Consider the following 21391-nt stretch of genomic DNA (forward strand, 5'->3'; position numbering starts at 1 on the left):
TGTTTGGACACGAGTCGGACGGCGCCTCTGGAGACCCCGTGCAGCACATGCTGTGCCGCGCCGATGAGTCCGGCGGTCGACGAAGCGTTGATGATCCGCCGGTGACATGGACTTTCATCAACCGATTCCACATTTCGACCGAAATCTCGGTCAGGGGCGCGGCCGCGACTTCCTCCACCGTCTGGTGGGCGGTGTCGCCATCGATGTCGGTGACGACAGGTTCCGGCCTTCGCCACCGACAACGACGATGCCCTACCGATTCCGGCGCCGCCGCCGGTGACGAGCGCGATGCTCCGTTCGTGTGACGACACGACAATCACCCTCCGGGTTGGGTGTACGGAATGTGGTTGGGGCTGCGGTCAGTCAGAGACTCGGACCACGAGCTTCCCGAAGTTCTTGCCCTGCAGCAGCCCGAGGAATGCTGCAGGTGCCTGCTCGAGTCCGTCGACCACTTCTTCGCGGTACGCGAACCGTCCTTCGGCCAACCAGCGCGACACGTCCGTCTGGAACTGATCGTGCAGGTCATCGGCAAAGTCGTAGACGATGAAGCCGCGCACGGTAAGGCGTTTGACCAGGACCTTGGAGAAGAACCCGGGAAGCCGGTCAGCGCCGTCCGCCACGTAGGTGTCGTTGTACTGGGCGATCAGACCGCAGACCGGTACTCGGGCGAAATCGTTCAAGAGTGGAAGGACGGCTGACGCCACCTCGCCGCCGACGTTCTCGAAGTAGACGTCGATACCGTTCGGGACCGCAGCCCGCAACCGGTCCGCGAAGTCGGGCGCCCGGTGGTCGATCGCAGCATCGAAACCGAGTTCGTCGAGCAGGAAGGAACACTTCTCGGGCCCGCCGGCGATTCCGACGGCACGCGCCCCCCGCAGTTTCGCGATCTGTCCGACCGCGGAGCCGACAGGTCCGCTGGCTGCGGCAACGACAACGGTCTCGCCGGGCTTCGGCTTTCCGATCTCGTGCAAACCCGCGTATGCGGTCATTCCGGGCATACCGAGAACGCCGAGGGCGGTCGAGACAGGCCCGGCGGCGGGATCGAGCTTGCGGACGTCGGCGCCGTCGACCACGTCATGGGTTTGCCATCCCGAATCTGACAACACGATGTCGCCGGGCTTGAAGTCGGGGTGGCGAGAATCGAGGACCTCAGAGACCGTGCCACCCACCATCACCGACCCGACGTCGACGGGGTCGGCGTAGGACTCGCCGGCGTCCATGCGACCCCGCATGTACGGGTCGAGCGAGAGGAACTGCGTGCGGAGTAACAGTTGCCCGTCGCCCGGATCGGGGGTGCCGCAAGGTTCGAGACGGAAGTTGTTGACTGTGGGGCTGCCGGTGGGGCGCGAGGCGAGAACGATTCGTGACGAGCTGATGGCCATGACGACCTTTCCGGAAAGATGATGTGGAGACGAACGGGCTTCCCGTCGGCGTCACGGTGACGGTGACGGACCGCAGCGTGGGGGATTCAGGAATACTCGGCAGCGACTGATGTGAGTTGGCTGATCAGTTCGGTGGCGTGTGTGCGGTCGATCTTTCCGCTGGCATTGTGGGGGAGTTCGTCGATGATGACAAATTGTTCGGGGACGGCGTAGTCGGGGACGCGGCCGTGCAGTTGTGCTTTGGCGTCGGTTTCGTCGAGCGTGTGCCCGTCGCGCAGGACGACGCCGGCGACGATACGTTCTCCCATGACCGGGTCGGGGAGGCCGACCACGACGACCTCGGCGATCGCGGTGCTGTGTGCGAGGAGGTCCTCGAGCTGGGTGGGCAGGATCTTCTCGCCGCCGCGGTTGATGACTTGATTGATCCGGCCGAGGAGCCGCAGTCGCCCGTCCGGGTCGACGGCTCCGACGTCGCCGGTGCGGAGCCAGTGTCCGCTGAACGCGTCTGCGGTGGCGTCGGGCCGCTTCCAGTATTCGAGCATCCGCATCCGCCCGCTGACCCACACCTCGCCGGCGGTGCCCACTGGCACCTCTTTGCCTTCTGTGTCACGGATAGAGCACTGCACGCCTGCCACCGGGTAGCCGACCGTGTCGCCGTGTTCGATGATTTCCTCGGCGGGCAGCAAGTGAGTAGCCGAGGTGAACTCGGTCAGGCCGTAGACGTGGAAGAGGTTCAGCTCTGGCCAGCGTTCGAAGAACTCGGTGCTCCACGCCGGTGGCATTCCGGCACCCCCGACCAGGGCGTGCCGGCAGGAACCAAGAATTGTGTCAGCGTCCTCGGTGAGCATGAGCATGCGGTAGATACTCGGGACGGAGGCGAGGTGAGACGGTGGTCGCCGGGTCATGGCGTCGATGGCGGTCGTGGTGCGGAACCGCGGCACGAGATCGACCTGGCCGCCGATGACCAGCATGAATCCGAGTTGGTCGACGTAACCGGTGTTGTGGAACAGCGGAACCAGGATGGTCGAGATCGCGCGTTCGCCGAGCGGCATCCACGGCACGTATACACTCGACGAATCAACGAGGGAGGCGTGAGATATCGAGGCCGCCTTGGGGTTTCCGGTTGTTCCGGAGGTGAAGCTCAGCAGGGCGAGGGCATCGCGGTCTTCTGAGGTGGGTGCGTGCCAGCGGTGATCGGTGGGCATCCCGGTGAACGCGTCGGTGATGTCCCCTGAGCCCAGCGAATGCACCGGCGTTCCGGATTCGGCGATTCGTGCGGTGGTGAACACCTCGAGCTGGGTGTGGTCGACGAGGACGATGCGGGGTTCGACGAGGTCGATCAGGGGCCGGAGTTGTTCGGCCCCGAGCCGCGAGTTCAAGGGCACGATCACCGCGCGCATGCGCAGCGCCGCGAGGAAGGTTACTACCCAGGCCGGGGTGTTGATGCCCGAGAGGACGACCCGGTCCCCCGGCCGGACCGCGGCCGCGGACAGGCGTGCGGCGGTGCTGTCGATGAGTGAGAGAAGTTCTGCGTAGCTGATTTCGGTGTCGGACGAGGACACGGCGATCGCGTCGGGGGTGTGGTGTGCCCAGTGTTCGACGTGGTCGGTGACGCTGTTGAGCAGGTTGCTCATGAGGGGACCGCCTGTGTGGTGACAAGTTCGACGAGCGGGGATTCGGTTCCGGCAGGTTCGGTGTAGTGGGGGTCGAGTGCGGCGAAGAATTCCTCCGCCGGCACTGCCGCTTCGGGGGTGACCACACCACGGAGCGAGATGTCGCCGCGGGCCAGTAGCCGGAGGGCGACGGCCGCGGGGACGGCGGTGGCGCCGGCCATCTTTCCTGGTGCCCAGCGCGTGATGCCCGCCGCGGCGATCGTCTCGACCCCGCCTCGGGTGCCCCGGGCCCAAGCGAATACGGGTGGGAGCCGGCGGGTGCGGGGAGCGTCGGTCGGTCGTGGCGGGGTGCGGTCCATCGCCACCGCGGCGTGGTCGACAGTGATTCGACCGGATTCGACGCCGTCCATCAGGTCGGTGACGTAGTCGAAGTACCAGTCGGGACCCGACATGACGTTGACGCAGCGCTGCAGACCCGAATAGGTGCGGGGAAGCGTTACGGCCTCGGGATGCCCGACGGTACGCACCACGACGTCCCCGATACCCGGGTAGTGGATCGGGAGGGTCTGCAGAGGCGCCACATCCACCCATTCGCCGTCTTCGACCGCCCGTATGGTGCCGGTGCACTGGTGCACCACGTGCAGCATGGCGGCCTGGGGGCGAACGCTGCCGGCGTCGGACGCGATCCCGACCAATGCCCACCCGGTCAGCAACTCGTGAACCTCGTCGAGTTGGGCGGCGGCCTTGGCGGCGAGCACATTCGACACGCCCGGGCTTGCGCCCATCCCGATCAGCGCTGTTACATCCGCAGCCTTGGCCGCTTCATCGAGTTCGAACGCTTGAAGGGTCGGTTCCCAGTCGTCGTTGATGTCGACATACTGGCAGCCCGACTCGATCGCCGCCTTCATGATCTTGGTCCCGAACCGCGTGTACGGCCCGAGGGAGCTGAGCACGCCCCACGCACCCGAGAACAACTGCCGTGGATCGTCGCGATCAGCATCGAACTTCACCGCCGAGACCCGCGGACCCAACTCGGCGGCCAGCGACTCCGCCGCTGCGATGTTGAAGTCGGCGATCACGAGTTCGGTGAACTCGTCGAATTCGGCGGCGGTGCGGACCGCGCGTGAACCCATGGCGCCGGCTCCGCCGACGAATACCACCCGCATCTTATTTTCTCCAGTTCACGTTGTTTACAGATTGTCCCGGGCACACCCTGGCCGGCCACATCGGTCGGCGCTCCGACAAACTTTGCGCCGACCGATGAAATGTCAGTTGCGTTGTGGCCGGATCGCGGCGAAGTCCGATTTCTTGTACAGCCGCGTCTGACGCCAGAAGTTCGGTGTCAGATCCGGCCACAGGGTGTCGACTCGGCCGTCTGCGGACTGGTACCAACTGCTGCAACCACCGGTCACCCACACCGTCTCGCGCATCTTCTTCTGGGTCTGCTCGTACCAGCGTGTCTGAACGTCGAGGTCGAGATCGAGGGCGGCACCGCGGGAGCGGAGCAGCCGCTTGACGGCTGTGGTGATGTAGCGTGCCTGCGCCTCGATCATGAACACCACCGAGTTGTGGCCGAGGCCGGCGTTCGGTCCGAACATGATGAACAGGTTCGGGAAGCCGTGGGTCGCGACCCCCAATTTCGTTGCGGCCCCATCCTTCCATGCGTCGGACAACTCGACACCACGGCGACCGAACACCTTCATCGGCGCCAGGAAACTCGTGCCGGTGAACCCGGTGCCGAAAATGATCGAGTCGACCTCGTGCTCCTCGCCGTCGGTGGTGACGATCGAGTGCGGCCGAATCTCGGCGATGCCCTCGGTAACGAGCTCGACGTCGTCGCGCTGCAGAGTGGGATACCACTCGTCGGAGACGAGGCGGCGCTTGCACCCGGGGTCGTAGTCGGGGGTGAGCTTGGCGCGCAGTCCCGGTTCGGGCACCTGTTCGGCGAGGAAATCGAGGGCCTTCTCGCGGTAGTTCTCGACCACCTTCGGGTGGTTGCCGAGGAAGCCGCGGGACAGGGTCTCGAAATCCCAGTAGGTGCGCCACCGCTCGAACCGCTCGAGGAGCGGGAAGCGTCGGTAGAGGCGGCGGGTGCGGGCGCTGATGGGCTGGTCACCGCGTTCCATGACCCAGTGGGGTGAACGCTGGAAGACATACAGCTTCTCGGCATCGTTGGCGATCTTCGGGACGAACTGAATCGCGCTCGCGCCGGTTCCGATGACCGCGACCTTCTCGCCTTCGAGATTGTGGTCGTGACGCCACTGCGCCGAGTGGAAGGTAGTTCCCTCGAACGACTCCAATCCCGGAATCTGTGGAATCGAGGGTTGGCTGAGTATACCGACACAGCTGATGACGGAACGTGCAGTCACGGACTCACCCGAGGTGAAGCTCACGGTCCAGTTCAGAGCACTGTCGTCGAACCGGAGTTCGGACACTTCGGCACCGTACTTGATGTGCGAGTCGATCTCGAAGTCTTTGGACACCTTGACCAGATAGTCGTGGATCTCGTTCCACGGACTGTAGGTCCTGGTCCACTCCGGATTCTGAGCGAATGAGAACGAGTACAGGACACTGGGAACGTCGCATGCGGCCCCGGGATAGGTGTTGTCGCGCCACGTTCCCCCCACGTCATCGGCACGCTCGTAGATGACGAAATCCTCGATCCCGGATTCCTTCAGCTTGATCGCGGCGCAGATCCCGGAGAATCCGGTTCCGATGATGGCGATGTGGTTGTCGGTCACTGTGGTGTTACCCATGATCGCTCTTTCTGTTTCCGTGGTACGCGTTTCGGTCATGCGCCGACATCCCTGGTCAGGGTTGCGTGTATCGCTGCAAGAGAATCTCGACCGTGCCCCGCAGCCATTGCGGCGCGCAGATTTTCCAGCAGAGCAGCGTTCAGGTGTGCAGGTTGCCCGGAATGCTGGATCGACTCGGTGATCATGGCGATCGCCTTCTCGTAGGTAACGACGGCCGCCTGGTCGGTCGTATAGTCACCGGAGACGATCTCGCGTGCGCCGTTTTCGATCTCGGTCCTCAGTTGGTCTGTCCATCTGAGCGCGTAGGGCACGAGCTTGTCCGCTGTCATCCCTGAACGCGCGGCATACGCGGTGGCCTCGTAGAACGCCCCCATCGCAACGCAGAAGAAGCTGCCGGTGATCGAAGTGTCGATGACATTGGCGTGCTCGATCTGCTCACCGACAAAGGCGGTGCCGGAACCCAACGACATCAGCACCGGACGGTGCGCATCCCACACGGTTTCAGGGCCCGTGATCACGACGTCGGCGTCGGCGCCGATCGCCTTGGGGTAGGCCAGGATCGCACCGTCGAGATACTTGATACCGGTGGGGGCCAGGTGGCTTTGCAACTCGATAGCTGCTGCCGCGTCTCCGGTCGTCAGGTTCAGAACCGTTGTAGCCTCCGGCCGGCGCGAGTCCCTGTTGATCTCGTCCAGCACGTCCCGGACCGACCGGTAGTCGGACAGCACAATGACGGTCAACTCGCTCTCGGCCAGCACCTCGGTAGGGGTGCCTGCTGCCGAGGCGCCCAATTCCACCAACCGTTCGGCCTTCGACGCCGTGCGGTTCCATACGGTGACCGAATGGCCGGCCACGAGAAATGCTTCGGCGATTGCGGACCCCATGAGGCCGAGTCCGAGAACTCCTATCCGTGCCATGCGTTCACCCTTTCCGTTGATCGCGCGTTCACAGCTGAATCCAGGTGGTCTTGAGCGAGGTGAACTTTTCGAGTCCGTGTTCGCTCTTGTCGGCGCCGTGCCCGGATAGCTTGCGGCCGCCGAAGGGCACGGTCAGATCGCCTTCTTCGAAGCAGTTGACCCAGACGATTCCGGCGTCGATGCGGCGTGAGACATCATGGGCTGTACGCAGATTCGTGGTCCAGACTCCGGACCCGAGTGCGTACTGCGAGTCGTTCGCCAGCGCCACAGCCTCGTCGGCGCCATCGAACGATGTCACCGCGAGGACGGGGCCGAAGATTTCCTCCTGGAACAACGCCTGCTTGGGGGCGACACCAGTGAAGACGACCGGATCGAAGTAGAACCCGTCGCCATCGGCGATGTCGGGGGACCCGAGTTCGAGTGTGGCACCTTCCTGGACGCCGCGCCGGACATGGGCTGCGACATCCTTGCGGTGCTTGGCGCTGGAGAGGGGACCGATTACCGTCTCGGGGGCAAAGGGGTCACCGACCTTCTTGGCGGCGATCCTTTCGATCACGTTGCTGACGAATTGCTTCTCGATGCGCTTGTCGACGATCAGTCGCGCGCCTGCAGTGCACATCTGGCCGGCATTGAAGGTGATCGCCCATGCGACCGACTCTGCTGCTGCGTCCAGGTCCGCGTCGGCGAACACGATGTGCGGGCTCTTTCCACCCAGCTCCAGATGCACGGGTTTGGCGTTGGAGTCGCCGGAGTAGTGCATCAGCTGCTTCCCGACACCCGGTGAGCCGGTGAATGTCAGGCAGTTGACGCCCTCGTGACGAGCCAGACGCGATCCGGCCTGTCCACCAGTCCCGGTCAGTACTTGCAGCACCCCGGCGGGCAGACCTGCGGCGGTACCGAGCTCGGCGACCCGAAGCAGCGACAACGGGGACTGGATGGCGGGTTTGACCACGACACTGTTGCCGACGACCAGTGCTGCCGCGATCTTCCAGCTGCTCAGCGTCATGGGGAAGTTCCACGGGGTGATCGCGGCGACCACACCGACGGGCTCGCGCGTGACCAAGGCGACTGCATCGGCGAGTCCTCGAGGGGATTCGTCGAGCTGCTTGTCGGCAAGCTCGCCGTACCACCGGTACGTCTGCTCGGTGGTCTTCAGCTCGATGTCGCGGGCGTCGAGGACGGGCTTGCCCATTTCGAGGGCGACCAGTGCCGCGAGCTCGTCACGGTTGTCGTGAATCAGATCCGCCCACCGCTGGAGTGCCTTGCCACGCTCACGCGCCGAGATCCGCGACCAGTCGCCGCGTTCGAAGGCAGCCCGTGCACCGGCGACAGCGAGGTCGACGTCGTCGTCGCCGGCCAACGGCACCTGAGTGACGGCGCTTCCGTTGCGCGGGCTGATCACATCGTGAACGGAGTCGCCAGTGCCTTCTCGCCAGCCACCGTCGATCCACATCGCGGTCGGCAGAACCAATTCGCCGATGTACTGTTCCCACTCTGCGCGTGTCTGGGCCATTACTGAAGCACTTCCTCGGGTACGGATCCGCCGAGGCCTGCGACGGCTCCAGACGGGTCGATGGTGTCTGCTGTGACATGAATGGGGGGCACTCGGCCGGCCCAGGGCGCGGCCTGCTCGAGCTCTGAGGCCAGCGCCAATAAGGTGTGCTCACCGCCCTGCGCGGCGGCGAATTGACCACCGACCGGTAGACCGTCGACCATGCCGATCGGCACTGAGATCGCCGGCTGACCAGTGACGTTGAACAACACGGTGAAGGGCACGTGTTCGAAGATCTCGCGGATCCACGATTCGGCGCTCCAGCCCGGTTGGTTTCCGCGCATGCTCCCGACGCTCCAGGCGGGAGTGGCGACCGTCGGCGTCATCAGGACGTCGTACTCGTCGGCGAAGAAGCCGGCGGTGCTCCGCGTGATGTCGTTCTGCCAGGAACGGGCCTCCGCGACATCTGTCCAGCGGAGATCGAGACCGCGGCGGGCGCATGCGGCAGTGGAAGCCTCGACACGTGCCAGCGATGCATCGGCATCGTCGCTTCCGCTGATCTCCTGGATCGTGTGGCCGATCGACGCGGAGAAGAAACGGATGTTGAGTTCGAGAAGCATCGAGCCATCGACGGTTGGCTGCGCGTAATCGACGTGGTGGCCCAGTTGTTCGAGCAGCTGGGCAGTTGCCAGGACCTGTTCGGCGACCCTCGGGTCGACGGCGGTACCGAACGGTGACTCCGTGCTCACCGCGATCCGAAGAGGATGCCGCGCATCGATGAGGGCGTCGGAATACCGGCCAGGTGGGCGAGCGACCAGGTAACGGTCGCCGGGAACACCGCCGTGTACCTCGTCGAGGAGTGCGGCAGCATCGCGCACCGTGCGGGTGATTGCGAACTCGCTCGTCAATCCGAAGAGGGGTTCGTCGGCACCTGGACCGACCGGTGTCCGGCCCCGGGTCGGTTTGAGCCCGACGAGCCCGCACAGAGCCGAGGGGATACGGATTGAACCGGCCGCGTCGTTGGCGTGCGCCCAGGGAACTGCGCCGGACGCGACGAGTGCGGCTGATCCACCACTGGATCCACCGGGGGTGCGGGTGGGATCCCAGGGGTTGCGGGTTGGTCCGCTGAAAACTGGCTCGGTGGTGCAGCTCAACCCGAATTCCGGGGTGGAGGTACGGCACACAGTCGCCAAACCTGCCTCGCGCCAACGTGACATGAGATCGGAGTCGGCAGAGGCAACGAAATCACGGGTCAGAGCGCTGCCGGATTCGGACGGAACACCCTGTGCGGTGAGCAACAGATCTTTGACCGCGAACGGGACGCCGGCGAACGGGCCCCGGGTGTCGTATTCGAGTGGGTGCTGGAAGAGGGGTCCGACGACCGCATTGAGGCTCGTGTTCACCTTCTCGATTGCCGTGACGGCAGCCCGGAATACCTCACCGGCCGAGACGGTCCCGGAGCGGATCAGGTGACGCAACTCGGTCGCGTCGGCTGCGGCGTACTCATGCAGCTCCACGGCGACCTCCTTGATCTGCTGATGCCTGGTCAATGAACCAGTCGAAGATCGCATCCTTGTGCCGCCATTCCGGATGCCACTGCACTCCGACGACAGGTTTGTCGCCGTACTCGATTGCTTCGACGACCCCGTCGGGTGCCCACCCCGTCACGGTGAGACCGGTGCCGGAGGTGTCGACGGCCTGATGGTGGAGGGAGTTCACGTTTGCGGTGCGCCCGTAGATGTTGAACATCGTCGATCCGGTCAGGAACTGCACCGTGTGCGTCTCGTTCTCGACCGGCTGACCTGGCTGCTGATGATGAAGTTCGTGCGTCGGCAGGTCGGGTACGAGACTGCCGCCGAGTGCGACGTTGAGGATCTGCATTCCGCGGCAGATACCGAGTATCGGGATTCCGGCATCGAGCGCATCGCGGATCAGGGCGATTTCGTATTCGTCGCGAAGTGGATCAATGTCGCAAGCATCGACAGGTTCGCCGCCCCAGCGGACCGGGTCGACGTCCTGGCCGCCGCTGATCAACAGTCCGTCCAGGCGGTCGATCAGATCCGGGCCTGTGGATTCGTACGGAAGTTGCACCGGTAGACCACCGGCGGCGGCTACCTTGGTCGCAAAATCCGAGACATGGACGTCGAACGGCTTCTTCTGATAGCGGGCTTCCATGTCGACGCGGGTTCCTTGCCAACGACGCCCAGAGATACCGATGAGTGGTCGCACGATGCTTCCTCCTGTCTCTACTGATCGAATTCGACGACGACGCGGGTGATCCCGCCCTGGCGCATGGCGTCGAATCCGTCGTTGATCTCGTCGAGTCGGATCCGTTCGGACACCATCTCGTCGAGCCGGAGTCGGCCTTGGAGGTAGTAGTCGACGAACCGTGGGATGTCGACCATGAATTGGTTCGATCCGAATAGGGATCCCTGGATGCGCTTTTCCTTCACGAAGAATTCCGACGACGGGATGCGCAGCGGCTGCTCGTCGGGGACCATGCCCAGAATCGTTGCCACGCCGCCCGGCGCGAGCATGGTTACGGCTTGCTCGGCAGTGACGCGGACTCCGATCGCCTCGAACGAGTAGTCGACTCCACCGCCGGTCAGCTCGCGCACCGCCTCGACGGAATCGACTTCACGGCCGTTGACCGTCGAAGTCGCACCGAAGAACTTCGCCTGCTCGAGGGCATGTTCGTTGACATCGATGGCGATGATCTGGGAAGCGCCGGCAAGGCGGGCGCCTTGAATCGTTGCGATCCCGACACCGCCGCACCCGATGACCGCGACAGTCGATCCCGGCTGTACCTGCGCGCCCCGGAATACTGCCCCCACGCCGGTGACGATCGAGCAGCCGAGAAGGCATGCCCGGTCGAAGGGCATGACCTTGTCGATCTTGACGACACCGTTCTCGTGAACCAGCATGCTGTCGGCGAAGCCGCCGAGTCCGCCCATCGTTCCTACCGGCCGGCCCGCTGCATTGGTGAGCTTGGGGCGTGGCCTGGTCCGCAGTGCCTGGTGGTTCAGGCACAGGGACAGTTGGCCGTTGGTGCAGTATCGGCAGTACCCGCAGAAGATGGTGGCGCAGGTGACGACGTGATCACCCGGCCGGACCGACGACACCTCGCTACCGACCGCGGCGACGACACCGGCGACTTCGTGCCCGAGAACCTCTGGCAAGTCGGTGCTCCAGGTCGCATCGATGTAGTGCAGATCCGAATGGCACAGCCCTACCGCCGCTGTGCGGATGACGACCTCACGTGGTCCGGGGTCGTCCATGGTGAGGTCTTCGAGCTCGAGTTTTCCCGGAGCCGAATTGAGCACTGCCGCTCTCATAATGAGCTTCCTGCCGATCGTGGTGTTCGCTGTCAGATGTGTTCGAAGTAGCGCTGAAGTTCCCAGTCGGAGATGCCGGCGTCCGGGTCGCCGCCTGTGGTGTGGAACTGCAACCACTCCCACCGGCGCGTACCGGCCCAGTAGTCGACCAGATCCGCTCCCAGGACCTTCGACAACAGGGTGTCGGCGACCAGGATGTCCGTGGCTGCGGACAGGCTCGTCGGGATCTTGGGTACCGTTCCTGCGGGAAGCCCCCACGCCATGACATCGCATTCGGGTCCCGGATCGATGTGCTGGTCGAGCCCGATGATGCCGCCCGCGAGGAAAGCCGCGAACGCGAGATAGATGTTCACGTCGGCCGAGGTCACTCGGTACTCGACTCGGGTCTGCTTGGCATCGCGGCAGATCGCACGCACTGCCGTCGACTTGTTCTCCACGCCCCAGGTGATGCTGGTGGGCGGGCCATCCAACTCTACGATGCGCTTGTACGAGTTGATCGTCGGGAACTGGAACGTCGTTGCGGCCGGCAATGTCTCGAGCACTCCACCGATGAAGTCGGTCATCGCCTGCGACGGCCGGTGCGGGTTGTCCGGGTTGTGGAAGGCGTTGACCCCGTCTCGTTCGAGGGACAGATTGATATGCGAGCCCTGACCGTACTGGTCGGGTGCCCAGCGTGCCATGAAGGTGACCGTGCGGCCCAGTTCGTACGCGACAGTACGCATGGCCTGGCGGGTCCGCACGTACAGGTCAGCGGCGGTGACGATGTCGGTGGGGGAGATGTTGAATTCGATCTGTCCGATCGAGGACTCGTCGGCCCAGCCTTCCCAGGGGATTCCGAGTTCGTCGAGTCGACGCGCAACCGCATCCATGTATTCGGTGAAATCACGCGAGCGGCTCAGGACGTAGACGGCACCCGACGAGCCACCCAGAGGGTGGAGATTCTTGAAGTCCTGGGCGCGGGCCTGCTCGATCGACTCCTCGAAAACGGTGGCCTCGATCTCGATGGCGGCCTTGCCGGTATACCCACGCGCAGCCAGCTCCTCGACCATTCGCTTGAGGGTGGACCGCGAGCAGACTGGGAGCGGCACGCTGTTCTGGTCGGTGATGTCACACAGCACAGACCCCAGACCGTCGAGAGAGGGGTCCACGACGAGGGTGCTCGGATCCGGCCTCAACTGGATGTCGCGGAGTTCACCGCGCCAGTCACCGAAATCGAATCCCAGCTGAGGGATGTTGGCCATGTCCACACCGAAGACGATGTCCGCGAAGCTGAATCCGCCACCGTGAGCGCCCGAAATGAACTTTTGCGGGGCGAGGTGCTTTCCGATCAGGACACCGTCGAGGCTGAGGGTTTCCGCCCGAACGGTGCGGATGGAATGCTGATCGACCCACGCCGCCGCATCGAAATTGTCAGACATCGTAAACCGCCTTCATAGATGCGCCGGTGACAACAGACCACTCGCGGAAGGTGCCACTGATGGTCAACTTGCCCGCGAACAGCGAATCGGGGAATGTCTCCAAACCACCGAGGATGCGGCGCAAATCTGCTTCCGCACCGTGAATCTCATAGGGTCGTGCGCTGTCACCGACGACCACTTGGTCGCCCGAGTCGGTCGCGACGAACTTCAGCGCCGGCATGCCGGGGATATTCTTCGTCAGCTCCCAGAATTCGGCCGCGACATCGGACAGCTCGGGCAATTCCGGCTCGAGGACCGCGGCGACCGCTGCCGCCCCGGGCTCCACGTCGTCCTGGCTCCCAGCGAGGCGGCGAGTTGCCGGATCGACGTCGACGACCACGTCTGTGTCCGTTGCGAGACCACGGTGCACCCGGACCTCCGAGGCGCCCGAAACTATTGTCGCCCTCTGGAAATCGGAGGCCGAGCGAACGCCGACGACAGCGGGCAGGGTGGACAGCAATTCGATGCCGGCCGGCGTGCCTGCGGACCGGCGCAGCGCTGTGGTGATGGCGCGGACAAAGGGCGTCGCGTCGTCCTCCCGGACGATCGGGGGAGTGGTGGCGGTGCTCATTTTGCTCCAAACAGAGTCTGTGCGGCCATGGTCGTGCTGATCTCCCTGTCCTCGAGGAGGATGTGAGGATCGTTCATCTCGTACGCGCCGAGGAACGGCGGGCACACGTCGTAGCCCAGGAGTCGCTGGACCTCTTCGGAGTACTCGAGGACTTTCTCGCGGGGGATGGCGAGGTACTGGTTCTCCTCCTGCCGCAGGTTGCCCAGATCGAGACCGATCGTGAGGCCGGTGCGCGGCTGGTCGGACCGGTTGTGCCCACCGCCGTGATAGACACCGCCCACCCAGATCAGTGCAGATCCGGCTGCCATCACCGTGGGAATCGCTTCGGACTCGAGGGGGGTGCGCTCGTCGTCCCAATGGTGGCTGGCGGGAATGACCATCGTGCCGCCGTTTTCCTCGGTGAACTCACTCATCGCGAGCATCAGCTGGACGCGGCTGTGCGGGCCGGGGTGGCGGCGAAGGTGGATCGCGTCGTCGCGGTGGAGGGGCTGCTTGCCCTGACCCGGGTGAATTTGGATGGCCTGGCTGATACTGATCTGAATGGTGGGCGTGATGTCCATCCACTCGTCGAGATACACCTTGACGGGCTTCTGCATCAGCGCGCGGGCGGTCTGGAGATACGACGGCTGGGTGACCACCGTTTCCATGCGGTTGCTACGGGCAAACAGCGACGAGATTCGACGGGTCTTCTTGCCGAGGTACTCGTCGGCTCCGCCGGGGGTCTTGTCGAGGTCAGGTCCGAGATCGTCCCACAGCCCGGCAAGGGTCTGATCGTCGATGAAGTTCTCGACGATCACGCCGCCCTCGCGGTCGACGATCTCGATGATGTGTTCTACCGGGGTGTCGTTCGGAACAGTCTGCAAGGCCGCCATCTGTTCATCTCCTTGTGTATGTGTCAGGACTATGCGTCGCGCGTGATCGGGTAGGGGTGCGTCTAGGGCAGAAGTTGGGTGGACAGTGCGGGTAGCGACTTGTCGCCCAAACCTGCTTCATGGGCTCGTCGCAGGTCGGCGACGAGGGGAGCAATATGCAGGTCGCGGTGTCCGGCGAGAACGCTCATCGCCTCCGCTGCCATCTCGGTCCCGCGCCAGTGCACGTCGATATCGGCCTGATCGGTGTCGAACTTGCCCGCCCGCATTTCGGCGACCGCGATCGGGATCTGGTGGCGGAGCAAAGCGACCAGTTCGAGTGCCACCCGTTCGATGCTCTCGAACGACACGTTCTCGTGCCGCGCGAAGACAGTCGACTCGACGAATGCACCGATAGCTGTGTGATAAAAGTTGATGCACATCGTCGTGTCGATCGCCGCCGCCACTCCGACGGATTCCCCGGCGTACCAGGATGCGCCTCCCAGCTCGGAGAGCAGTTCGCGATTGCGGTTCCACACCTGTTCGGACCCCGAGTAGACGATTCCGAGGTCCTTGGTGCCGACCGCTTCGGGGTAGTCGGGAATGATGCCGTCCAGGTACTCGGCGCCGGCGTCGTGGAAGAGTTTCTGCAGTTCGCCCGCTTCGCGTGGCACTCCCGTCGAGAGATTCACGATGGTTCGGCCCTTCACCGCGGACACCGCTTCAGGAGCGTCGAGCAAGGCGCGAACCGCTGCATTGTCCGACAGGCAGATCACCGACAGGGGACTGGCAGCAAGCGCGGCCGCTGCGGAGGGCGCAGACTCCGCCTGAAGTCCCACATTCCTGCCCGGCGTCCGGTTCCAGACGGTGGCAGAACGGTCAGCAGCGTCGAATGCCCACGCCAGTGCATATCCCATGTTTCCGAGCCCGAGCACCGATACTTCGCTGACCATGGTTTCCTCCGCTGCGTTCGTGGGCAATCCGATGTGGCTCCCGCTCTCGGCGAGCGAACGGAGCGATCACATCCTGGTTGGGTCGTGATCCAAGTCACTCGACTTGGGCACATGGTCAAGCTAGTTGGTCTACTCGACGGCTGTCAATCCCTTCGGGGCAATTGATTAAGCCGCATGACTTGTGCAGTTGATCAACTAGCGGACTCTGTCCATTAACCGCGTCGGTTTCGGGCTTGTCAAGTCGTACGTCTGATGCTCGGAATAGATTACCGTGCAACAATATTCAATGTTACGTAGATGTTTCTGCGCGGTAAGGATACGGTGCCGTTCTCGGCTTCGAAGTGGGCGAGGCGTCCTCGCGTGCCTGGGCTGTCGATCTGGGGAGTCGAAAGAATTTCTCTTGACAGGCAAGTGGGCCATATGGTCAAGTCAGGTGATCTCACCGCGCAGCCGCATGTAGGGAGCCCTTCTCCGGCTGTCGCGCGAGGCGTGCTGCTTATCCGGAAGCGTCGGCCTCGTCGTGGTCCCACGATCGCGCGATCAGGCGTGTTCCGGCCCGAATTCTCCGATGAAAGTTGGCACCCGTGTCCGAACCGAATGTCACTGCCCTGACTCCACTGGCTTTCCTCGACCGTGCCGCCAAGACCTTTCCGGACAAGACCGCAATCGTCCTCGGAGGTCGACGTGCGACCTATAGCGAGTTCGCAGCGGAGGCCGCCGCACTCGCGCGTGGGCTCGCTCGCCTCGGCGTCGGCGAGCAGGATCGCGTGGCCTATCTCGCTCCCAACGTTCCGGAACTACTCGTTGCGCATTTCGGAGTTCCGTTGTCCAAGGGTGTCCTGGTGGCACTCAACACCAGGCTGGCGTCGGCAGAGATCGCCTACATCCTCGCCCACTGCGACGCCAAGATCCTTGTCGTCCACGAGTCGCTATTGGACTCGATCCGGCCCATCGCCGGTGAATTGAGACTGTCCACGGTTGTGGTCATCGGTGCCGGCGATATCGCCGGCGTCGATGCCGTCGAATATCGAAAGATTCTCGATCACAATGCGCACGAGCCGATCGACTGGACGGTCCGGGACGAGCTGGCGACGATCAGCATCAACTACACCTCGGGCACCACCGGGCGTCCCAAAGGGGTGATGTACACCCATCGGGGCGCATACCTGAATGCGATGGGGGAGCTGATCCATTCTCGGCACACCTCCGGCAGCGTCTACCTCTGGACCTTGCCCATGTTCCACTGCAACGGCTGGTGCACACCGTGGGCGATTACCGCCATCGGTGGCACCCACATCTGTCTCGAGGCAATCGACAGCGAGAAGATCTGGACCCTCTTCCGCACCGAGGGGGTCAGTCATTTCAACGCGGCCCCCACAGTCCTGGTGATGCTGGTCAATTCTCCCTCGGCGGCGGCCCTTCCGCAGGCCGTCACGGTGACAACGGCCGGCGCCCCTCCCAGCCCCACCATCATCGAGCAAGCTCGGGTGCTCGGGTTCGAGATCATTCACGTCTACGGCCTGACCGAGACATACGGACCGTATTCGGTGTGCGAAACACAGTCCGACTGGGCCGAGCTACCCGCAACCGAGCAAGCCAGACTCGCAGCTCGTCAAGGCGTAGGAATGATCCACACCACGGAGTGCGGGTGGTGGACAAGAACATGACCGACGTCCCCGCGGACGGGTCCACCATCGGCGAAATCGTGATGCGAGGCAATGGCGTCATGAAGGGATATCTCAACGATCCCGCGGCCACCGAAAAGGCTTTCGAAGGAGGGTGGTTTCACTCCGGTGACCTCGGGGTCATGCATCCCGACGGCTACGTCGAGCTCCGGGACCGTAGCAAGGACATCGTCATCTCCGGAGGAGAGAACATTTCCTCTGTCGAGGTCGAACAGGTGCTTGTCTCACACCCGGCCGTTCTCGAAGCTGCGGTGATCGGCGTACCCAGCGAAAAATGGGGGGAACGACCCAAGGCATTCGTGGTGACGAAACCGAACGCGCAGGTGACACCCGACGAGCTGCGGAGTCATGCGGCCACTCGAATGGCGAAGTTCAAGGTACCCGACATCATCGATGTCATTGAGGCACTTCCGAAGACATCAACAGGCAAGATCCAGAAATTTCAGCTGCGCGACAGAGAGTGGTCCGGACACCATACCCGCATCCAAGGGTGAGGCGGCGCAGGCCGACATGACCTTCCGGATCGGATCCGGTCGAATAGGACGGAGAAAGACGTTGGGGTACTCCACGCTCACCGAGCGACGCGCTCAGTTGGTGCGCGCCGCTGCGCGGGTCATCGCGCGTGAAGGGCTGTCCAAGGCCACCACTCGTCGCATCGCGGAAGAAGCGAGCCTCAACCTCGCGGCACTCCACTACAGCTTCGGGTCGAAAGCCGAGTTGTTCGCCGCCGTTCTCGAAAACACCGAGGCCTTTGCGTCGGGGCCTTGGGAGTCGAGCAACCCGAACTCGAGTCCACCTCTCGAGGACGCGGTGGCGGCAATGGTATGCGGTTATCAGCAGCTGTTCGACGGAAGCTCGGATGTCGCCATTGCGCAGTACGAACTGTTGCTGTGGGCACTGCGGACTCAGCAGAGCGACAACCTTGCTGCGCAGAGTTTCCGTAAGCACGTGGATGCGGTTGCAGACCGGCTGGCCATATCGGCTCTGGCAGAGGGGATCGATCCGGTCATTTTGGCGGACTACCTGGTCGGGATGCTGGACGGACTGGTCCTCCAGCAAATGGCATCCCACCGGCAGCGCATCGGCGGGCCCGAAACAGTGGCGCTGGCACGATATCTGGTGGAGCTCGCCCGTTCCGTCACGCACATTCGTCGTTTGGAGTCCGAGCAGTACCTTGCAGCACGAGCCTGAGCGGCGGATCGCATTCTGAACAGTGGCAGTGCAGTGCCACTGAAGCGGTGCGGACGTGAGCGATGATGAGCCGGTCAGTTACCCGGGGATTCGGCCCGTGCTGCGCTGATCGATGCTCGCGCGGCCGCGGCGTACCGATCTGAACTGCGTTTCCCCGTCGACGAAACCGCTCGTCGGCGATACCCCACCTTCGAGAAAGAGACTGCCCCATGAACCAAACGACCTTGTCAGTCTTGGGACCTCCCGGTTCACCGGTGCCGGACGATTTCGTCAGCGGACTGGAAGGCGTGGTGGCGTTCACCAGCGACATCGCCGAACCCGACAAGGACGGCGGCGCCCTGCGTTACCGCGGCGTCGACATCGAAGAACTCGTCGAGGGGCACGTCACCTTCGGCAACGTGTGGGCCCTGCTCGTCGACGGCCGCTTCGGCCCCGGACTGCCCCCGGCCGAACCGTTCCCCCTGCCCGTGCACACCGGCGACGTCCGCGTCGACGTCCAGGCCGGCCTCGCCATGCTCGCCCCCATCTGGGGATACCAGCCCCTCCTCGACATCGACGACGACACCGCCCGCGAACAACTCGCCCGCGCCTCCGTCATGGCCCTGTCCTACGTCGCCCAGTCCGCCCGCGGCATCTACCAGCCCGCCGTCCCCCAGAAGCGGATCGACGAAGCGAAAACCGTCACCGAGCGGTTCATGGTCCGCTGGAAGGGCGACCCCGACCCCGCCCACGTCGCCGCCATCGACGCCTACTGGGTCTCCGCCGCCGAACACGGCATGAACGCCTCCACCTTCACCGCCCGCGTCATCGCCTCCACCGGCGCCGACGTCGCCGCCTCCCTCTCCGGGGCGATCGGCGCGATGTCCGGCCCGCTGCACGGCGGGGCCCCCGCCCGCGTCCTGCCGATGATCGAGGACACCGAGAAGACCGGCGACGCCCGCGCCCTGGTCAAGGGCGTCCTCGACCGCAAGGAGAAGCTGATGGGCTTCGGGCACCGCGTCTACCGCGCCGAAGACCCCCGCGCCCGGGTGCTGCGCGCCACCGCCCAACGGCTGAACGCCCCCCGCTACGAGGCGGCCGCCGCCCTCGAGCAGGCCGCGCTCGCCGAACTGCGCGAACGCCGCCCCGACCGGGCCATCGAAACCAACGTCGAATTCTGGGCGGCGGTCATCCTCGACTTCGCCGAGGTCCCCGCGCACATGATGCCCGCGATGTTCACCTGCGGCCGCACCGCCGGCTGGTGCGCCCACATCCTCGAACAGAAGCGCCTCGGCAAACTCGTCCGCCCGGCCGCCATCTACACCGGACCCGCGCCCCGCACCCCCGAGTCCGTCGAGGGCTGGGACCAGATCGCCCACACCAGCTGACCGCCTCCCCCGCCAGAACCAGTAAGGAACCGAAAGTAGCGATGACCTCCACACCGATCATCCCCGCAGACCTCCTGCCCGCCGATGGACGTTTCGGCTGCGGACCCTCCAAGGTTCGGCCCGAACAGCTGCAGTCGCTGGTCGAGGTGGGCTCCTCGGTGTTCGGCACCAGCCACCGCCAGAAGCCTGTCAAGGACATCGTCGCCAGCGTGCGGTCCGGCCTCGCCGATCTGTTCTCCCTGCCCGAGGGTTACGAGGTGGTGCTCGGCAACGGTGGCACCACCGCGTTCTGGGATGCGGCCGCGTTCGGCCTGATCCGGGAGAAGTCGCTGCACCTCACGAACGGTGAGTTCAGCTCCAAGTTCGCGTCGGTCGCGAAGAACAACCCGTTCATCGGCGACCCGATCGTCGTGTCCGCCGACCCGGGCAGTGCTCCCGAGCCGGTCTCGGATCCGTCCGTCGACCTCATCGGCTGGGCGCACAACGAGACGTCCACCGGTGTCGCGATCCCCGTCTCGCGTCCCGCGGGCTCGGAGAATGCGCTCATCGCCATCGACGCCACGTCCGGCGCCGGCGGTCTGCCGGTGAACGTCGCCGACTCCGACGTGTACTACTTCGCGCCGCAGAAGTGCTTCGCGGCCGACGGCGGACTGTGGATCGCGCTGATGAGCCCGAAGGCGCTCGAGCGCGTCGCGGAGATCAAGGATTCGGGTCGCTGGACCCCTGACTTCCTGTCGCTGCCCATCGCCGTGGACAACAGCTCCAAGGATCAGACGTACAACACCCCGGCGGTCGCGACGCTGCTGCTGCTCGCCAACCAGATCGAATGGCTGAACGGCAACGGCGGCCTCGACTGGGCCACCTCGCGTACCGCCGATTCGTCGTCGCGCCTGTACCAGTGGGCCGAGGCCAGCGAATACGCCACCCCGTTCGTCACCGATCCCGCTCACCGCTCGCAGGTGGTCGGCACCATCGACTTCGACGACAAGATCGACGCGGCCCAGGTGGCGAAGATCCTGCGCGCCAACGGCGTCGTCGACACGGAGCCGTACCGCAAGCTGGGCCGCAACCAGCTGCGTGTCGGCATGTTCCCGGCGATCGACCCCGAGGACGTCTCGCAGCTCACGAAGAGCATCGACTGGGTCGTCTCGCAGCTCGGCTGAGTCCCGGCACACACGTCCGTCAGCCCCCGGCACTGCGGTGCCGGGGGCTGACGGCGTTCCTGGTCAGTCCGTGTCGAGGAAACGGTGGAACGGTGCGAGCGCCTCGTCGCCGAGATGCGGTCCGCTGACCTCGATCTCGACGCTCGCGGACTCGAGCACGTCGGCGCAGCCCAGCGCGAACCGTGGGCCGTCCGGGAGAATCCGGGAGAAGTCCGCGGACGACGCCGCGTAGACCACCCGCGTGATGCCGGCCCACACCATCGCCGCACTGCACATCGGGCACGGCTCACCGCTGGCGTACATGGTGGCGCCGACGAGGTCGCCGGTTCGTCCCTCACCGCAGGCGGTGGTGATTGCGTCGAGTTCCGCGTGCTCGGTGACGTCGGCGGACGTCGCGACGGAGTTGGCGCCCTCGCTGATCACGTGACCGTCGGCCCCGACCGCCACCGCACCGAACGGTCTGTTGCCCGCGTCGCCCGTCTCGTCGGCGAGTTCGATGGCTCGCCGCAGGTGCGCAAGGTCCACGCCGTCGACATCGCTCTGGCTCATCGACTCAGATCCACTTCTGTTCCGACGCCCCGTTCCCGGGCTCTGTCGATCAGTATGCGCGCGGCGGCGAGGTCCTGGAGGCCGATCCCGAGGGACCGCCTCGAAACGAGGA

General features: G+C 64.5%; 18 protein-coding genes and 1 pseudogene. 5 read left to right on the forward strand and 14 right to left on the reverse strand.

What is annotated here, in order from left to right; all coding sequences use genetic code 11:
* Positions 1-38: 38 nt before the first annotated feature.
* Complete coding sequence (locus ACFWAY_RS17275; RefSeq protein ID WP_378453984.1) at positions 39-305, forward strand: hypothetical protein; 267 nt, start codon at positions 39-41, stop codon at positions 303-305.
* 54 nt (positions 306-359) lie between these two features.
* Here the strand turns inward: ACFWAY_RS17275 and ACFWAY_RS17280 are convergent, their stop codons facing one another.
* The 13 genes from ACFWAY_RS17280 to ACFWAY_RS17340 all read right to left on the reverse strand — a co-directional run bounded on the left by ACFWAY_RS17280 (position 360) and on the right by ACFWAY_RS17340 (position 15324).
* Positions 360-1382, reverse strand: coding sequence for an NADP-dependent oxidoreductase (locus tag ACFWAY_RS17280; RefSeq protein ID WP_378511385.1), 1023 nt, complete (start codon positions 1380-1382; stop codon positions 360-362).
* A gap of 86 nt (positions 1383-1468) precedes the next feature.
* On the reverse strand, positions 1469-3016 hold the full coding sequence (locus ACFWAY_RS17285) for a class I adenylate-forming enzyme family protein (RefSeq protein WP_378453986.1): 1548 nt from the start codon (positions 3014-3016) through the stop codon (positions 1469-1471).
* On the reverse strand, positions 3013-4161 hold the full coding sequence (locus tag ACFWAY_RS17290; protein WP_378511386.1) for a saccharopine dehydrogenase family protein: 1149 nt from the start codon (positions 4159-4161) through the stop codon (positions 3013-3015). Before ACFWAY_RS17290 ends, ACFWAY_RS17285 begins: the two co-directional genes overlap by 4 nt.
* Positions 4162-4263: 102 nt before the next feature.
* Positions 4264-5751 carry a flavin-containing monooxygenase gene (locus tag ACFWAY_RS17295; protein WP_378453988.1) on the reverse strand — a complete coding sequence of 496 codons (1488 nt, stop codon included), beginning with the start codon at positions 5749-5751 and terminating at the stop codon, positions 4264-4266.
* Between the two features lie 35 nt (positions 5752-5786).
* Positions 5787-6689: an NAD(P)-dependent oxidoreductase gene (locus ACFWAY_RS17300; protein ID WP_378511416.1), complete on the reverse strand. Its 903-nt coding sequence runs from the start codon at positions 6687-6689 to the stop codon at positions 5787-5789.
* 7 nt (positions 6690-6696) lie between these two features.
* On the reverse strand, positions 6697-8181 hold the full coding sequence (locus tag ACFWAY_RS17305; RefSeq protein WP_378453989.1) for an aldehyde dehydrogenase family protein: 1485 nt from the start codon (positions 8179-8181) through the stop codon (positions 6697-6699).
* Positions 8181-9677 (reverse strand): amidase, encoded by a 1497-nt coding sequence (locus ACFWAY_RS17310; protein WP_378453990.1) that lies wholly within the window; start codon positions 9675-9677, stop codon positions 8181-8183. Before ACFWAY_RS17310 ends, ACFWAY_RS17305 begins: the two co-directional genes overlap by 1 nt.
* Positions 9664-10389: a gamma-glutamyl-gamma-aminobutyrate hydrolase family protein gene (locus ACFWAY_RS17315; protein WP_378453991.1), complete on the reverse strand. Its 726-nt coding sequence runs from the start codon at positions 10387-10389 to the stop codon at positions 9664-9666. Before ACFWAY_RS17315 ends, ACFWAY_RS17310 begins: the two co-directional genes overlap by 14 nt.
* Before the next feature lie 17 nt (positions 10390-10406).
* Positions 10407-11495 (reverse strand): Zn-dependent alcohol dehydrogenase, encoded by a 1089-nt coding sequence (locus ACFWAY_RS17320; protein WP_378453992.1) that lies wholly within the window; start codon positions 11493-11495, stop codon positions 10407-10409.
* A 32-nt stretch (positions 11496-11527) separates the two neighbouring features.
* Positions 11528-12913: a glutamine synthetase family protein gene (locus ACFWAY_RS17325; protein WP_378511387.1), complete on the reverse strand. Its 1386-nt coding sequence runs from the start codon at positions 12911-12913 to the stop codon at positions 11528-11530.
* Positions 12906-13523 carry a hypothetical protein gene (locus tag ACFWAY_RS17330; RefSeq protein WP_378453994.1) on the reverse strand — a complete coding sequence of 206 codons (618 nt, stop codon included), beginning with the start codon at positions 13521-13523 and terminating at the stop codon, positions 12906-12908. Before ACFWAY_RS17330 ends, ACFWAY_RS17325 begins: the two co-directional genes overlap by 8 nt.
* Entirely contained in the window at positions 13520-14395 is an 876-nt protein-coding gene (locus ACFWAY_RS17335) for a phytanoyl-CoA dioxygenase family protein (protein ID WP_378453995.1), read from the reverse strand. The genes ACFWAY_RS17330 and ACFWAY_RS17335 overlap by 4 nt, the downstream gene beginning before the upstream one ends.
* 62 nt (positions 14396-14457) lie before the next feature.
* A complete protein-coding gene (locus tag ACFWAY_RS17340) occupies positions 14458-15324 on the reverse strand; it encodes an NAD(P)-binding domain-containing protein (protein WP_378511388.1) in 867 nt (288 codons plus the stop codon).
* 584 nt (positions 15325-15908) lie between these two features.
* Between ACFWAY_RS17340 and ACFWAY_RS17345 the strand changes: the two are divergent.
* From ACFWAY_RS17345 to serC, 4 genes and pseudogenes are all read left to right on the forward strand, one after another.
* Positions 15909-17503 (forward strand): annotated as a pseudogene (locus ACFWAY_RS17345) (long-chain-fatty-acid--CoA ligase).
* A 61-nt stretch (positions 17504-17564) separates the two neighbouring features.
* Positions 17565-18200: a TetR/AcrR family transcriptional regulator gene (locus tag ACFWAY_RS17350; RefSeq protein WP_378511389.1), complete on the forward strand. Its 636-nt coding sequence runs from the start codon at positions 17565-17567 to the stop codon at positions 18198-18200.
* A gap of 209 nt (positions 18201-18409) precedes the next feature.
* Positions 18410-19567, forward strand: coding sequence for a citrate synthase 2 (locus ACFWAY_RS17355; protein WP_378511390.1), 1158 nt, complete (start codon positions 18410-18412; stop codon positions 19565-19567).
* Between the two features lie 41 nt (positions 19568-19608).
* A complete protein-coding gene (gene serC, locus ACFWAY_RS17360) occupies positions 19609-20730 on the forward strand; it encodes a phosphoserine transaminase (protein WP_378511391.1) in 1122 nt (373 codons plus the stop codon).
* 63 nt (positions 20731-20793) lie between these two features.
* Here the strand turns inward: serC and ACFWAY_RS17365 are convergent, their stop codons facing one another.
* Entirely contained in the window at positions 20794-21279 is a 486-nt protein-coding gene (locus ACFWAY_RS17365) for a nucleoside deaminase (protein ID WP_378456448.1), read from the reverse strand.
* Positions 21280-21391 lie beyond the last annotated feature (112 nt).

Source organism: Rhodococcus sp. NPDC059968 (assembly GCF_042738615.1).
GTDB lineage: Bacteria > Actinomycetota > Actinomycetes > Mycobacteriales > Mycobacteriaceae > Rhodococcus_F.

What these genes read in the sequence shown, in the direction of transcription:
- ACFWAY_RS17280 (WP_378511385.1), bottom strand. Translation starts at nt 1,382, where the DNA reads ATGGCCATCAGCTCGTCACGAATCGTTCTCGCCTCGCGCCCCACCGGC.
- ACFWAY_RS17285 (WP_378453986.1), bottom strand. Translation starts at nt 3,016, where the DNA reads ATGAGCAACCTGCTCAACAGCGTCACCGACCACGTCGAACACTGGGCA.
- ACFWAY_RS17290 (WP_378511386.1), bottom strand. Translation starts at nt 4,161, where the DNA reads ATGCGGGTGGTATTCGTCGGCGGAGCCGGCGCCATGGGTTCACGCGCG.
- ACFWAY_RS17295 (WP_378453988.1), bottom strand. Translation starts at nt 5,751, where the DNA reads ATGGGTAACACCACAGTGACCGACAACCACATCGCCATCATCGGAACC.
- ACFWAY_RS17305 (WP_378453989.1), bottom strand. Translation starts at nt 8,181, where the DNA reads ATGGCCCAGACACGCGCAGAGTGGGAACAGTACATCGGCGAATTGGTT.
- ACFWAY_RS17320 (WP_378453992.1), bottom strand. Translation starts at nt 11,495, where the DNA reads ATGAGAGCGGCAGTGCTCAATTCGGCTCCGGGAAAACTCGAGCTCGAA.
- ACFWAY_RS17325 (WP_378511387.1), bottom strand. Translation starts at nt 12,913, where the DNA reads ATGTCTGACAATTTCGATGCGGCGGCGTGGGTCGATCAGCATTCCATC.
- ACFWAY_RS17330 (WP_378453994.1), bottom strand. Translation starts at nt 13,523, where the DNA reads ATGAGCACCGCCACCACTCCCCCGATCGTCCGGGAGGACGACGCGACG.
- ACFWAY_RS17335 (WP_378453995.1), bottom strand. Translation starts at nt 14,395, where the DNA reads ATGGCGGCCTTGCAGACTGTTCCGAACGACACCCCGGTAGAACACATC.
- ACFWAY_RS17340 (WP_378511388.1), bottom strand. Translation starts at nt 15,324, where the DNA reads ATGGTCAGCGAAGTATCGGTGCTCGGGCTCGGAAACATGGGATATGCA.
- ACFWAY_RS17355 (WP_378511390.1), top strand. Translation starts at nt 18,410, where the DNA reads ATGAACCAAACGACCTTGTCAGTCTTGGGACCTCCCGGTTCACCGGTG.
- serC (WP_378511391.1), top strand. Translation starts at nt 19,609, where the DNA reads ATGACCTCCACACCGATCATCCCCGCAGACCTCCTGCCCGCCGATGGA.
- ACFWAY_RS17365 (WP_378456448.1), bottom strand. Translation starts at nt 21,279, where the DNA reads ATGAGCCAGAGCGATGTCGACGGCGTGGACCTTGCGCACCTGCGGCGA.